The sequence below is a fragment of the Stenotrophomonas rhizophila genome (assembly GCF_003651185.1).
Lineage (GTDB): Bacteria > Pseudomonadota > Gammaproteobacteria > Xanthomonadales > Xanthomonadaceae > Stenotrophomonas > Stenotrophomonas maltophilia_Z.
Window position 1 is genome coordinate 30,176 of record NZ_RCDC01000009.1, and the last position, 13,435, is coordinate 43,610.

At 66.5% G+C, this 13,435-nt stretch carries 9 protein-coding genes; 6 read left to right on the forward strand and 3 right to left on the reverse strand.

Annotated features, from left to right (window positions below; all coding sequences use genetic code 11):
* Positions 1 to 52 precede the first annotated feature (52 nt).
* Positions 53 to 2,944, reverse strand: coding sequence for a TonB-dependent receptor (locus BCL79_RS18875; RefSeq protein WP_121044120.1), 2,892 nt, complete (start codon positions 2,942 to 2,944; stop codon positions 53 to 55).
* A 323-nt stretch (positions 2,945 to 3,267) separates the two neighbouring features.
* Here BCL79_RS18875 and BCL79_RS18880 point away from each other — a divergent pair, with 323 nt between their 5' ends.
* From BCL79_RS18880 to BCL79_RS18905, 6 genes are read left to right on the forward strand one after another with little or no spacing between them, the layout of a single operon-like run.
* Complete coding sequence (locus BCL79_RS18880) at positions 3,268 to 5,451, forward strand: polysaccharide lyase 6 family protein (RefSeq protein ID WP_259462216.1); 2,184 nt, start codon at positions 3,268 to 3,270, stop codon at positions 5,449 to 5,451.
* Entirely contained in the window at positions 5,448 to 7,688 is a 2,241-nt protein-coding gene (locus BCL79_RS18885; protein ID WP_259462217.1) for an oligoalginate lyase, read from the forward strand. The genes BCL79_RS18880 and BCL79_RS18885 overlap by 4 nt, the downstream gene beginning before the upstream one ends.
* Entirely contained in the window at positions 7,685 to 8,977 is a 1,293-nt protein-coding gene (locus BCL79_RS18890; protein WP_121044130.1) for an MFS transporter, read from the forward strand. Before BCL79_RS18885 ends, BCL79_RS18890 begins: the two co-directional genes overlap by 4 nt.
* Before the next feature lie 43 nt (positions 8,978 to 9,020).
* Entirely contained in the window at positions 9,021 to 9,776 is a 756-nt protein-coding gene (locus BCL79_RS18895; RefSeq protein ID WP_121044133.1) for an SDR family NAD(P)-dependent oxidoreductase, read from the forward strand.
* A gap of 30 nt (positions 9,777 to 9,806) precedes the next feature.
* Positions 9,807 to 10,988 (forward strand): GDSL-type esterase/lipase family protein, encoded by a 1,182-nt coding sequence (locus BCL79_RS18900; protein ID WP_121044136.1) that lies wholly within the window; start codon positions 9,807 to 9,809, stop codon positions 10,986 to 10,988.
* Positions 10,985 to 12,088, forward strand: a complete 1,104-nt coding sequence (locus BCL79_RS18905) for a sugar kinase (protein ID WP_121044511.1) — start codon at positions 10,985 to 10,987, stop codon at positions 12,086 to 12,088. Before BCL79_RS18900 ends, BCL79_RS18905 begins: the two co-directional genes overlap by 4 nt.
* Positions 12,089 to 12,107: 19 nt before the next feature.
* On the opposite strand, the gene BCL79_RS18910 is transcribed toward BCL79_RS18905, so the two are convergent.
* Complete coding sequence (locus BCL79_RS18910) at positions 12,108 to 12,533, reverse strand: NUDIX domain-containing protein (RefSeq protein ID WP_121044139.1); 426 nt, start codon at positions 12,531 to 12,533, stop codon at positions 12,108 to 12,110.
* Positions 12,534 to 12,665: 132 nt separating this feature from the next.
* On the reverse strand, positions 12,666 to 13,238 hold the full coding sequence (locus BCL79_RS18915) for an Ax21 family protein (protein WP_121044142.1): 573 nt from the start codon (positions 13,236 to 13,238) through the stop codon (positions 12,666 to 12,668).
* Positions 13,239 to 13,435: the final 197 nt, after the last annotated feature.

A 13,435-nucleotide genomic window follows, 5' to 3' on the forward strand; every position in this document is an offset into this window, starting at 1 on the left:
GGCGACCGCGCCTTCAGAGAGCGGCGCGGTCGGAAAAACCGCGCCACTGACCTCAGAAGCGGTAGCGCACCCCCAGATAATACCGCCGCCCGTACGTGGTGTACTCGCGGAAGCTGCCGAGAATGGGCATATCCGACACCCGCGGCTCATCGGTGAGGTTGCTGGCCGACAGCGACAACGACAAGTGCTTGTTCACTTTGTAGGTGGCGCGGAAGTCCAGCGAGCCATTGTCCCGCACATAGCGGTTCTGCGACGGGTCGCCGACAAACTGCTGGTAATAGTCGGAGCGGTACTTGTAGATCGCCTGCAGATCGAGCTTGCCCAGGCCCCAGTACACCTGCGCCGAGGCCACATGCTTGGAGAGGCCGAAGATGTTGGCCGGTTCGACGATGCCCGGTGTCACCACGCCGGTCGAGGGGTCGGTGGACTCGCCCAGGCGCAGGTCTTCGGTCTTGAAGTTGGAATCGGCGTAGTTGTAGCTGGCCTTCACGCCCAGCCCGGAGAAGATGCCCGGCAGGTAGGAGAAGCTGTGCGAGGCGGTGAACTCCACGCCGAACAGATCGCTCTTCTGGTCGCTGGTGGCCAGCTGCTCCACCGGCACGGTCACGCTCTGACCGTCGATATCGAAGGTCTCGTTGACGATCACCGGCATCGAGCCGCCGTTGAATTGCTTGTAGTACAGCGCACCGGACAGCATGGTGTCTTCGTTGGCGTACCACTCCAGCGAGAGATCGCCATTCCACGACATCAACGGCTTGGCGCGCGGGTTGCCGGTGGCGGTGATGCTGCGCAGCGCATCGCCCACACTGTTGAACTCGGTATCCACCTCGCCCAGGTTGAAGGTGCGGCCGTAGCCTTCAGCGGCCAGGTCCGGGCGCGACATCGCCCGATACGCACCGACGCGCAGCAGCAGGTCCGGGCGCAGTTCGAAGGCGGCGTTGAAGCTGGGCAGCCATTCGGTATTGCTGGATTTGAGTACCTGCGAGGTGAAATCGCCGGTCGGCTCCAGGGTCACGGTGCCGTCGGGATTGTTGATCACATCCAGGCCGCTGCGCAGGCCGACCGAGCGCACTTCGGTCCGCACGCCGCGCACGCCGATGTTGCCGGTCACCGGCAGGCCAAACCATTCGGCGCTGTAATCGCCCATCAGGTACAGCGCGCTGGTTTTCTCGGTGACATCGTTATTGGCCGGGTTGCGCAGGTCCGCGCTCAGGCCGGTGTCGTCCACGCCGGTGAAGGCCTTGAACAGGCAACGGCTGTCGAAGCTGGCCCACTGGTCGATGGTGTTGCCGCTGGCATTGGCCAGGAAATCGTCCTGCGGGAAGGCTTGGCGGCAGGCCAGGTTGGCAGCGCGGATCGCAGCGACATTGGTGGTGGTCACATCCACGGTGTCGGTGTAATCGGTGTAGGTCGCCTCGGAGCGGCGCAGGCCGCCCTTGATCGCGGTGAAGAAGCCGCTTTCCGGGGTGAACGTGGCATCGAAGCGGCCGGCACGGATGGTGTGCTCGCGATGCTGCTGGCGACGACGCACCAGCGCCGAATCGGTGAAGTTGTCCGGGTTGTTCACATCGAACGCGGGATCAAGATAGATGCTCGGCACGTCACCGCTGTAGTCATAGGTGTAATCGACGTAACGGGTGTTCTTGATGCCGCCGACCGGCCGACCGTTGACGTCGGTGCGACCGGCGCGCAGGCGGGTGCTGCGTTCGATCTGATCGCGCTCGGTGTTGGAGTAGGACAGATCGGTGGACAACGTCCACGCCGGGCTCGGCCGGAAGATCACGTTGAGCCCGCCGCCGGTGTATTCCTCCTGGCGCTCCAGGAAATTGCCGGTGGAATCGACCGTGGTGCTGCCGGTGTGGTGCAGCAGCGCGCCGTCGTCGGTGACCACGCGGTTGTTGAGGTTGCGCATCATCGAGGACAGCGACAGATCCGAGCGGTCTTCGGTGTAATCACGCTTGGAGTGCTGGTAATCCAGGTTCACTTCCACCGTATCGCTGGGCCGCCACTGCAGCGCGGCGAACTGCGAATCGCGCTTGTCGTGCTCGATGAACTGGCGGTAGATGCGGCTGCTGGGCACCAGGTAATACGGCACGCCGTTGGCGACCTGGTTGCCGTTGACCTGGGTGCAGTTGCGCGTCGCGCCGACCACTTCACGGCCATCGCAGGCCACCCAGGTGGAGCTGCTGGAGAACATCTCTTCCGGGTTGCTGCCTTCCAGCGCCTGCACACCGATGGAGACACCGAGCTTGCCGGCGTTGCCCATGTCGAACTGGTCGATGTAGCTGGCGGTACCGCGCCAGCCGACGCCGTCCTTGTCCTTCAGGCGGTCATCGTAGTCCTGCCAGGTGCCCCGGCCATCGAGCTGGAACGTGCGTTTGCCGTACTCCAGTGGTTTGACCGTCTCCATGTTGATCGTGCCGGCCACGCCACCTTCGACGAAGTCGGCGCGCTGGGTCTTGTAGATCGCCACGGTGTTGATCAACTCGGACGGGAACTGGTTGAAGTTCACCGAGCGGTCGCCACTGCCATTGGTGGCCTCGCGGCCATTGAAGGTGGACGAACCGAGGAACGGGCCCAGGCCACGGATCGAGATTTCCGACGCACCGCCCTTCTCGCGATGGGTGGAGGCACCGGTGATCGTCTCAATCGCTTCACCGATCGAGAGCGCCGGCAGATCACCGATGTCGTCGGCGGCCAGCACATCGGAGACCACGGTCTCCTCGCGCTTCTTGTCGATCGAGGTCTGGATGGTACTGCGGATGCCGGTCACCTGGACCTGATCCAGGGTGGTGGCTTGCCCCGGCGGCGAGGCCGGTGCGTCGGCATCCTGTGCGTGGGCCAGCGGCAGTGCCGCGGTGGCGCACAGGGCATAGAACAGCGCGCTGTGCAGCGCGGTGCGGCGGAGGCCTCGTGGTGAGGCCGTACGGCGGTCATGCAACATCGTGATCTCCCTCCCAGGATGGATCGTCCGATTACACGGATTCGATCCGGACGATTCACGACTGATGAACCAATGTCAATGAATTGGTACTAAAGTCTACCCCGCACCACTGTCCAGACCACTTTGCATGGAATTAATGTGCGGATGCAGCAGAAAAATGCGCACACCACATACCACATTCATCTAAAGTGGTATGCGATTGTGGTTGACGTGCGCGCCCGGCAACCTGTTAGGATCGTGGCTCGCGTCAGTCGCCACGGTTCATCTGGGAGGGTAAGCCCGTGACTTTGCAACACTCGCATGCGCCGTTGGCGCGGCGTCCCATGGCCAAGGCCCTGCTGTTGAGCCTTTCCCTGGCGGCATTCCCTGCCGTGGCGGCCGATTATCTGGTGCGCGACGCTGCTGCCTATGCCACCGCCGTACGCGCCCTCGCCCCCGGCGATACGGTGATCCTGGCGAACGGCGTCTGGCGCGACGTGGACCTGCTTTTCCGGGGCACCGGCAAAATTGGTCAACCAATTAAGTTGACGGCGCAGACGCCCGGCAAGGTGATTATCAGCGGGCAGTCCCAGCTGCGTCTGGCCGGTGAGCACCTGGAGGTGTCCCATCTCGTCTTCCGGGATGGTTGGGCGCCTGGCGGTGAAGTGATCTCGTTCCGGCGGTCAGCCAGCGAATGGGCCAACCACAGCCGGGTGACCGGGATCGTGATCGACCGCTACAACAAGCCGGATCGCCAGCAGTCCGATCACTGGGTGGCGCTGTACGGCCAGCACAACCGCTTCGACCACAGCCAGCTGGTCGGCAAGACCAATGCGGGCACCACCCTGGTGGTGGTGCGCAACGCCACCAGCGGCCTGGACAACCAGCACCGCATCGACCACAACTGGTTCGGCCCGCGCCCCAACCTCGGCTCCAACGGCGGCGAGACGATGCGCATCGGCACCAGCCACGACTCGCAGTCCGATTCGCGCACCGTGGTGGAGAACAACTGGTTCGAGCAGTGCGATGGCGAGGTGGAGATCGTCTCCAACAAGTCCGGCGGCAACACGTACCGCGGCAACGTCTTCCAGGACTCGCGCGGCTCGCTGGTGCTGCGCCACGGCCACGGCAATCAGGTCGAACGCAATGTGTTCCTCGGCCATGGCAAGGCGCATACCGGCGGCGTGCGCGTGATCAACCGCAACCAGACCGTGCGCGACAATTACTTCGAAGGCATCGCCGGCGACAACTTCGCTGCGGCGTTGAGCGTGATGGCCGGTACCCACAACGCGCCGTTGAACCGCTACGAGCAGATCGATCACGCGGTGATCGAACGCAACAGCTTCATCCAGGTCGGCACGCTGTTGCTGGGCGCGGGGCTGGATGAAGAGCGCAATGCGATGCCGATGAACAGCCGCATCGCCGGCAACCTGTTCATCGGCGATGGGAAACGCGATCTGCTGCGTACGCAGGGCGATCTCTCCGGCATCACCTTCGCCGGCAACGTGCAGAGCCCTGCCGTGTCACCCGGCTTCCCCGGCGGTGTCAGCGGCCAGTCCGTGTCCCTGCAGCGCGCGGCCAACGGCCTGCTCTACCCCACCGCCGCCATCGATGCCGGTGCCCCGCGCGATCTGACCCCGATTCCCCGCGATCAGGTGGGCGTGGACTGGTACCCCAAGACACTGCCCAGCACCGCACTGGATAGTGGCGCGGTGCGCAGGGTCGCACCGGGCGAGGACACCTTGACCGCCGCCGTGGCGGCCAGCGCCCCCGGCGACCGCCTGCAGCTGCAGCGCGGCCGCTACACCGTGAGCCAGGTGCTGGCGGTGAACCATCCGCTCAGCGTGGTCGGCCCCGCACATGGCCAGGCCAGCGTGCAGTTCTCGCGGCCGAGCCTGTTCGAGATCGGCGCGCGTGGTTCGCTGCGCCTGGCGCGGCTGGACATCGATGGCGCGCTCGCCCCGGATGCCGCCGGCAACGCGGTGATCCGCGTGCCGCCGGGCAGCCAGGCCTTCAACTACACGCTGCGCATCGAGGACAGCCGCGTACACGGGCTGACCGCCAACAAGGCCTTCGATGTGATCGCCACCGGCAAGGGCAGCCTGGCCGCGCAGATCGCACTGGCCAACGTCACGGTGGAGGACATCACCGGCAGCGTGATCGCCGCGGCCGCCGAGACCGATGATCTGGGCACCTACAACGCCGAGCAGGTCGATCTGCTGGACTCCACGTTCCGCCGCATCGGCGGGCCGGTGGTGAACCTGTATCGCGGCGGCACCGACGAAAGCACCTTCGGTCCGGCGCTGCAGGTGCACGGCAACCAGTTCGAGCAGGCAGGGGTGGCCGATGACACCAGCCTGCGCCTGCATGGCGTGCAGTTCGCCAGCATCCGCGGCAACCGCTTCGACCGCAGCGGCCGCATCCGTTTCAGCCATCGCGTCGGGGAACCGACCCTGCGCATGGGCGACAACCCGCTGACGGCCACCGCGCCGTTGCTGTCTGATACCCCTGTTGAGGCCCTGCCATGAATCACGCCCCGCCCTTGATGCTGCTGCTCGCCGCCACCCTTGGCGGGGCCGCGTTGCCCGCTGCGCAGGCCGCACCCGCCGCCCGGCAGGCGCCCGCCGAGGCCGCCGCCGCGCCGGTGCTGGTCACCGCCGCGCAGTGGACGCAGATGCGTGCCGAGGGTGCGCGCTCGCCGCTGTTCGCCAAGGAACAACAGCGTGCCGAACAGCGCGTGCGCGCGATGATGAAGGCCGGCATCGACGTGCCGGTGCCCAAGGACAAAGGCGGCGGTTACACGCACGAACAGCACAAGCGGAATTACCAGGCCATCCAGGCCGCCGGCGCGCTGTATCGGCTGACCGGTGACAAGGCCTATGCCACCTTCGCCCGCGACCTGCTGCTGGGCTACGCCAAGCTCTACCCGGGGCTGGGCGCGCACCCGCAGGGCCGCGGCCAGATTCCCGGCCGGCTGTTCTGGCAGACCCTCAACGATTCGGTCTGGCTGGTCAGCGCGGCGCAGGGCTACGACGCGATCCGCGACACGCTCAGTGACGCGGATCGCAAGACGATCGACGACAACGTGTTCCGCGCGATGGCCGATTTCCTGTCCGGCACGCCGGAAAATTTCGACAAGATCCACAACCACGCCACCTGGGCGGTCGCTGCCGTGGGCATGACCGGCTACGTGCTGCGCGATACCAGCTACGTCGACAAGGCCCTGCAGGGCAGCAAACGCGATGGCAGCGCCGGCTTCCTGAAACAGGTGGATCAGCTGTTCTCGCCGGACGGGTATTACGAAGAAGGCCCGTACTACCAGCGCTATGCGCTGGCCCCGTTCATCCTGTTCGCCAACGCCATCGAGCGCAACGAACCGCAACGCGGCATCTTCAAGCGCCGCGATGGCGTGCTGCTCAAGGCCGTGGATGCGCTGGTGCAGAGCAGCTACGGCGGCTACTTCTTCCCGATCAACGACGCCATTCTCGACAAGGGCCTGGACACCGAGGAACTGGTGGCCGGCATCGATATCGCCTACGCGCAGACCGGTGATGCACGCCTGCTGTCCGTCGCCAAAACACAGAAGCGCGTGCTGCTCTCGCCCGAAGGCCTGCAGGTGGCCCAGGCACTGGCAGACAACAAGGCCAAGCCGTTCGCCTTCGTACCGACCCTGCTGCGCGATGGCCCGGACGGCACCGAAGGCGCACTGGCGATCCTGCGCATGGGCGGCGAGAACGGCCAGGCGCTGGTGATGAAGAACACCAAGCAGGGCATGGGCCACGGTCACTTCGACAAGCTCAACTGGTTGTTCTACGACAACGGCCAGCGCGTGGTGACCGATTACGGCGCGGCGCGCTTTCTCAACATCGAGGCGAAGGCCGGTGGCATCTACCTGCCGGAGAACAGCAGCTGGGCCCGGCAGACCATCGCGCACAACACGCTGGTGGTGAACGAACAGAGCCACTTCGGCGGCGACTGGAAGCAGGGCCAGCCACTGGCGCCGACACCGCTGCTGTTCGCGGTCAGCGACGACACCCAGATCGCCTCGGCACGGATGGAAGGCGCCTACGACGGGGTCAGCTTCACCCGTACCCAGGCGCTGCTCTCGCACCCCTCGCTGGGCGAGCCGGTGGTGCTGGATCTGCTGCGCGTCACCGGCAGCAAGGCCGCGCGCTATGACCTGCCGCTGCACTTCAACGGTCACATCATGGACGTGGGCTTCAAGACGCAGTCCGCGGTCGCCGCACGTCCGGTGCTGGGCAAGGCCAACGGCTACCAGCATGTGTGGATCGATGCGGCCAGCGAGCCGACCCGCGACGCACGCAGCCTGACCTGGCTGCTGGACGGCCGCTTCTATACATACCGCTTCGCCAGCACCGCGCCCTCGCGTGCGTTGATCGGCGAGAGCGGCGCGAATGATCCCTCGTTCAACCTGCGCCGTGAGCCGATGCTGCTGCAGCGGGTGGATGGCCAGGCCGCCACCACGTTCTACGGCGTGCTCGAACCGCACGGCCAGTACGACGGCACCGCCGAAACCGTGCGGGGCGCCAACAGCCGCATCGACCGCCTCACCCACTACCGCGGCAAGGATGCAGACGTGCTGGTGCTCGACCTGGCCGGCGGCAAGCAGCTCGCCGTGGGCATCGCCGATGATCCGGCCAAGGGCGGATCGCATGAAGTCAGCGGCGGCGGACACAGCTGGCGCTGGGACGGTGGCTGGAAGCGCTTCGATACCGGCACCCGTACCGGCAAGGACGGCAAATGAAGGTCACCACGCAGGCCCGCACCTATGTCCGTTGGCTGATCGTGGCGCTGATCGCCATTGCCACGGTGATCAACTACATCGACCGCAACGCGTTGGCCGTGATGTGGCCGCAGATTTCCAAGGACGTCGGTGCGACCAAGGAAGACTACGCGCTGCTGGTCACGGTGTTCATGCTGTTCTACGCCGCCGGCCAGTTCGTGTTCGGCCGCCTGTTCGACATCATCGGTACGCGCCTGGGCTTCGCGCTGTCGATCGCGGTGTGGTCGATCTCGATCGCGCTGCACTCGGTCACCCATTCCATCCTGTCCTTCAGCATCGTGCGCGCCATGCTCGGCATCAGCGAAGCCGGCGCGTGGCCGGGTGCGGTCAAGGCCAATGCCGAGTGGTTCCCGGCGCGTGAGCGTGCGCTGGCACAGGGCGTGTTCAATGCCGGCGCGTCGATCGGCGCGATCGTGTCGGCACCGCTGATCGCCGTGCTGTTCCTGTGGCTTGGCTGGCGCGGCACCTTCATCCTGATCGGTGCGATCGGCTTCATCTGGCTGCTGCCGTGGCTGATCATCTACCGCGCCGGCCCGGACAAGCACCCGTGGGTGAGCGCGGCCGAGCGCGCGTTGATCCTGGATGCACCCACCGAACAACCAGCCGTGCCGGTCCCCGAGTACGTGCCCAGCATGCGCCAGCTGCTGGGCCATCGGCAGACCTGGGGCATCCTGATCTCGCGGTTCTTCCTGGACCCGATCTGGTGGCTGTTCGTGTCCTGGCTGCCGCTCTACCTGGCCGATACCTTCGGTTTCGACATCAAGCAGATCGGCATCTTCGCCTGGGTGCCGTATGTCGGCGCGATGATCGGCAGCCTCGGCGGCGGCTGGTTGTCCGGCCGACTGATCGGCGCCGGCTGGAGCGTGGACAAGGCCCGCAAGGTGGTGATCACCCTGGGCGGCGCGATCATGGCCCCGGCGCTGCTGGGCGCGGTGCTGGCCACCGATCCGGTCTGGGCCGTGGTGACCATCGCCTTCGTACTGTTCGGCTTCCAGATCGCCATCGGCAACATCCAGACCCTGCCCGGCGACATCTTCAGCGGCAAATCGGTCGGCTCGGTCGCCGGCCTGGGCGGCATGGCCGCGGTGGCCGGCACGCTGATCACCACCTGGCTGGTGCCGGCGATGACCCACGAATCCTACGCACCCATTTTCATCCTGGTGGCCGCCCTGGTGCCGGCCTCGCTGCTGGCGCTGTGGCTGGTCACCGGTCGCGTGGAAAAACTCCACGGCCCGGTCGAGCGCCGCTGAGCCCGCTTCTTCCCTTTCCCCCAACGCATCACAGGAGTGTTTCATGACCCAATTCAAGGACAAGGTGGCGATCGTCACCGGTGGCGGCCGTGACATCGGCCGCGAGATCTCGCTCAAGCTGGCCGCGGCCGGTGCCAAGGTCTGCATCAACTACGCCAACGACGAGGCCAGCGCGCAGGAGACCCTCAAGCAGGTCGAAGCCGCCGGCGGCACCGCGATCGTGCATCGCGCCGATGTCACCGATGCCAAGGCCGTGGCGGCGATGGTCGCTGCGACCCAGGTCGCGTTCGGTCCGCAGATCGATGTGCTGGTGAACGTCGCCGGTGGCATGGTCCAGCGCCGTCCGCTGGCCGAGATCGATGAGGCGTTCTTCCACAAGGTGATGGACCTCAACATGAGCTCGGTCTACCTGACCACGCATGCGGTGGTGCCGCACATGCCCGAAGGCGGCGCGATCGTGAACTTCGCCTCGCAGGCCGGGCGCGATGGCGGTGGCCCGGGCGCGGCGATCTACGCCACGGCCAAGGCTGCAGTGATGACTTTCACCCGCGCCATGGCCAAGGAACTGGGCCCGCGCGGCATCCGCGTCAACGCACTGTGCTGCGGCATGATCGCCACCCGCTTCCATGACGAATTCACCAAGCCGGAAGTGCGCACCGCGGTGGCCGGCAACACCCCGCTGCGCCGCCAGGGCCGACCGCAGGAAGCCGCCGATACCGCGGTGTACCTGGCCTCGGATGCGGCCGGTTTCATCACCGGTGCCAACGTCGACGTCAACGGCGGCACCTACTTCTCCTGATTGACCCGCTGACCGCCTGGGAGGGCCGCCATGCTGCGCTGGATCACTGCATTCTCTCTTGCACTTGCCACCAGCGCTGCGGCGCTGCCCGCCCAGGCCCAGGTCTGGGTGCCGGCCTGGACCGCCTCGCCGGCACCGGATCGTCTTGATGGCACCCCCGAGGCCCCGGTGCAGTTCGCCAACCAGACCGTGCGCCAGGACATGCGCCTGGCCAGTTCGGCCCGCGCCCTGCGCTTCCGCATCAGCAATGAACTCGGCCAGGCCCCGCTGCATATCGGCGGGGCCTCGGCCCACCTCACCGGCACCGCCACCGCGGCCAAGCCGGTCACCTTCAATGGTCGCGGCGAGATCGTGGTGCCGGTCGGCGCTGCGCTGCTCAGCGACCCGGTCGCGATCACGGCGCCGGCGCTGGCCGACGTCTCGCTCACCGTGTATTTCCCGGATGCCACACGGCCGGCCGTGCGCCGCACCGCGCTGCGCATCGCCGATGGCCGCGCAGCCACCGTGGGCGACGCGGTCAAACTCGCCTACCGGCAGAACGTGGTCTCCGCCGTGCTCGCCGAACGCACGCGCACGCCGATCGTGGTGGTTGCCCTCGGCGACTCCATCACCGAAGGCGCCACCGCCACCCGCGGCAGCAATGGCGACTGGCCTGCACTGCTGTCCGCCCGTCTGCAGCAGGCGTGCCCGGATCAGGTGGTGGTCGTCAACGCCGGCATCAGCGGCAACAAGGTCATGGACCACGGCCGCAGCCACAGCGCGCTGGCGCGGCTGGACCGCGATGTGATCGCGCTGCCGAACGTGGACCGCGTGATCCTGTTCGAAGGCATCAACGACATCCGCCATGATGGCGGCACCCCACCCGTGGCCGGCCGCAACGCAGAGGACATGGTGCTGGGCTACCGGCAGATCGCCGAGCGCCTGCACAGCAACGGCATTCGCCCGATCGCCGCCACGATCACGCCCTTCGGTGGTTCGGACCGGTACGAGCCGATCGCCGCCGCCACCCGCACCACGCTCAACACCTGGATGCGCGGCGGGCGCAGCGGTTTCGATGGCCTGATCGACTTCGACCAGATCCTGCGTGATCCGGCCAACCCGGAGAACCTGCCCGAGGACATCACCCGCGACCACCTGCATCCCAACGACGAGGGCTACCGGCGCATGGCCGACGGGATCGACCTGGCGCTGCTCGGGTGCCCGGCGCGATGAGTGCCCAGACCTTCCAGATTGCGGCCGAGAATGGCCAGCGTTGGGACGCGCTGGCGCTGGGAGAGGTGATGCTGCGCTTCGATCCCGGCGAAGGCCGGATCCGCAGCGCGCGCCAGTTCGACGTGTGGGAGGGCGGTGGCGAGTACAACGTCGCCCGCGGCCTGTGCAGCACCTTCGCCCATCGCACCGGGGTGCTCACCGCCCTGCCGCGCAACGAGTTGGGCCTGCTTGCGCAGCAGCTGATCCAGGCCGGCGGGGTGGATGCCAGCCAGATCGTGTGGCGCGACTACGATGGCATCGGCCGCAACACCCGCATGGGCCTGAACTTCACCGAGCGCGGTTTCGGGGTGCGTGCGCCGCTGGGTATTTCCGATCGCGCGTACTCGGCGGCCTCGCAGCTGCAGCCGGAGGCGTTCGACTGGGATGCGCTGTTCGGGCAACACGGCGTGCGCTGGCTGCACACCGGTGGGATCTTCGCCGCGCTGTCCGAGCACAGCGCGCAGACCGCGATCACCGCGGTGCGGGCCGCACGCCGGCACGGCGTGGCGGTCTCCTACGATCTCAACTACCGCGCTAGCCTCTGGAACAGCCATCCCGACCCGGATGCTGCGCGTCACGCCAACTGCGCCATCGCTGCCGAGTGCGATCTGTTGATCGGCGATGAGTATTCGTTCGCCGCGTGCCTGGGGATGGACCTGAGCGATCTTGGTCGCCGCCACACGCCGATGGATGTCGGTCCGGCGGAGGCAGCCGCCGTGCGCGCGATGGCGCAGTTCCCGGCGCTGCAGGCGGTGGCGTTCACGCTGCGCGACGCCGCCAACGCCGCCCGCCACGGCTGGGCCGGTGCGCTGCGCACACGGTCGCAGCTGTTTGTCTCCGACGCACGCGAAGTGGATCTGCTCGACCGTGTCGGCGGCGGCGATGCCTTCGTGGCCGGCGTGGTGCATGCCCTGCTCAGCGGCAAGGGCGAGCAGGCGGCCGTGGATCTGGGTGCGGCACATGGCGCGCTGGCGATGTCCACGCCGGGCGACTACGCCATCACCAGCCTGGCCGAAGTAGAGGCCGTGGCGCGGGGAGATGGCGCCGCCGCACGACGCTGAGCGCCCTGCGCGCGAGGACTCAGTGCGCGATCGAGAGGTGTTCCAGGGCCTTGCGCGTAGAGAGCGTCAGCGGCGCGGGCAGTGCATCGGCGGTGAACCAGCCCAGCCCGAGCAGTGCCTCGGGCTCCTGCACGGACGCGATCGTGGTGTCCTGGGCGCGCACCAGATACACCGGGGCGACCCAGTGCTGGGCAAGCGCCGGCTCGAAATGATCGACCACGCATAACAGACGCTCCACCGTCACCTGGAGTGCGGTCTCCTCCTCCACCTCACGGATCACCGCGTGTTCGACGGTTTCCATCCAATCGACCTTGCCACCGGGCAGCCCCCAATGCCCCTGCTCGGGCGGACGCCCACGCTGGACCAGCAGGATCGCGCCGTCGGCGCGCTGGATGACGGCACCACAGCCGAGGCGAGGCTGCTGCAGATCGGAGGACGGGGGCATTGGGCATCTCCATGAGGGTGCCGCATTATCCCTCGCGCCCGCTGCGGACATCGCGCTCACGAAAAAGGCCCGGCAATGCCGGGCCTTTCCTGCCACGCCGGTCAGGCACGTGGCGATGCGGTCACGCTGGGATTACCAGCTGAAGCGCGGGCCGACCGACCATTCCTTGTCACCATGGCGATCCATCTTGATGTCGCCGTTGATGCCCCAGTTCTGGTTCAACTTCACCTGGCCACCCAGGCGGCCGTAGAACTGGCCATCCGGATTGACGCCGTGCTTCTTGCTGTAATCCTCGTAGCCGGCCATGGCATAGACTTCGGCGTGCTGGCCGAACGCGGTACGGATACCGGCTTCAGCGCTGTAGCCGTTGAAATCCAGGCCTTCCTTCGGGTCGAACTTGTTGTAGGCAACGCGGCCCACGAAGTCGGTGCTGTTGCCGATTTCCTGGTTGTAGCCGACGCCGACGCGCCACTGGTCAACCTTGAAGTTGCCGATGTCGGTCTTCTGCTGGTTGTACTCACCGAAGGCGTGGAAGTTCGGCAGGAAGGCATAGGAACCCTTCACGCCCCAACCATCGGCCTTGCCGCCATCTGCGTCGGTCTTGACGTAGTCGGCTTCAGCGTAGTTGTAGGACAGGCCTTCAGCCGCCGAAGCGGTGAACGGGAGGGCGGCGGCCAGGGCCAGAGCAATCAACGAAGTCTTCATGGGGGTACACCTTTATGTCTTGGACTACTTGCACCCGGCATGGAGGCCGGACTGCATCGGGAATGTAAATTCTCCGTTATTCGACACAACCCGCCCTGAAGTTGACCGCGTCGACAAAAGTGAATTTTGGGGCGCCGTTCAGACGCGCTCTGGCATACGCGCGTGGCCTTTTTCAGGCGATGAGGACGTGAATGCCC

What these genes read in the sequence shown, in the direction of transcription:
- BCL79_RS18890 (WP_121044130.1), top strand. Translation starts at nt 7,685, where the DNA reads ATGAAGGTCACCACGCAGGCCCGCACCTATGTCCGTTGGCTGATCGTG.
- BCL79_RS18875 (WP_121044120.1), bottom strand. Translation starts at nt 2,944, where the DNA reads ATGTTGCATGACCGCCGTACGGCCTCACCACGAGGCCTCCGCCGCACC.
- BCL79_RS18910 (WP_121044139.1), bottom strand. Translation starts at nt 12,533, where the DNA reads ATGCCCCCGTCCTCCGATCTGCAGCAGCCTCGCCTCGGCTGTGGTGCC.
- BCL79_RS18905 (WP_121044511.1), top strand. Translation starts at nt 10,985, where the DNA reads ATGAGTGCCCAGACCTTCCAGATTGCGGCCGAGAATGGCCAGCGTTGG.
- BCL79_RS18895 (WP_121044133.1), top strand. Translation starts at nt 9,021, where the DNA reads ATGACCCAATTCAAGGACAAGGTGGCGATCGTCACCGGTGGCGGCCGT.
- BCL79_RS18915 (WP_121044142.1), bottom strand. Translation starts at nt 13,238, where the DNA reads ATGAAGACTTCGTTGATTGCTCTGGCCCTGGCCGCCGCCCTCCCGTTC.
- BCL79_RS18885 (WP_259462217.1), top strand. Translation starts at nt 5,448, where the DNA reads ATGAATCACGCCCCGCCCTTGATGCTGCTGCTCGCCGCCACCCTTGGC.
- BCL79_RS18900 (WP_121044136.1), top strand. Translation starts at nt 9,807, where the DNA reads ATGCTGCGCTGGATCACTGCATTCTCTCTTGCACTTGCCACCAGCGCT.
- BCL79_RS18880 (WP_259462216.1), top strand. Translation starts at nt 3,268, where the DNA reads ATGGCCAAGGCCCTGCTGTTGAGCCTTTCCCTGGCGGCATTCCCTGCC.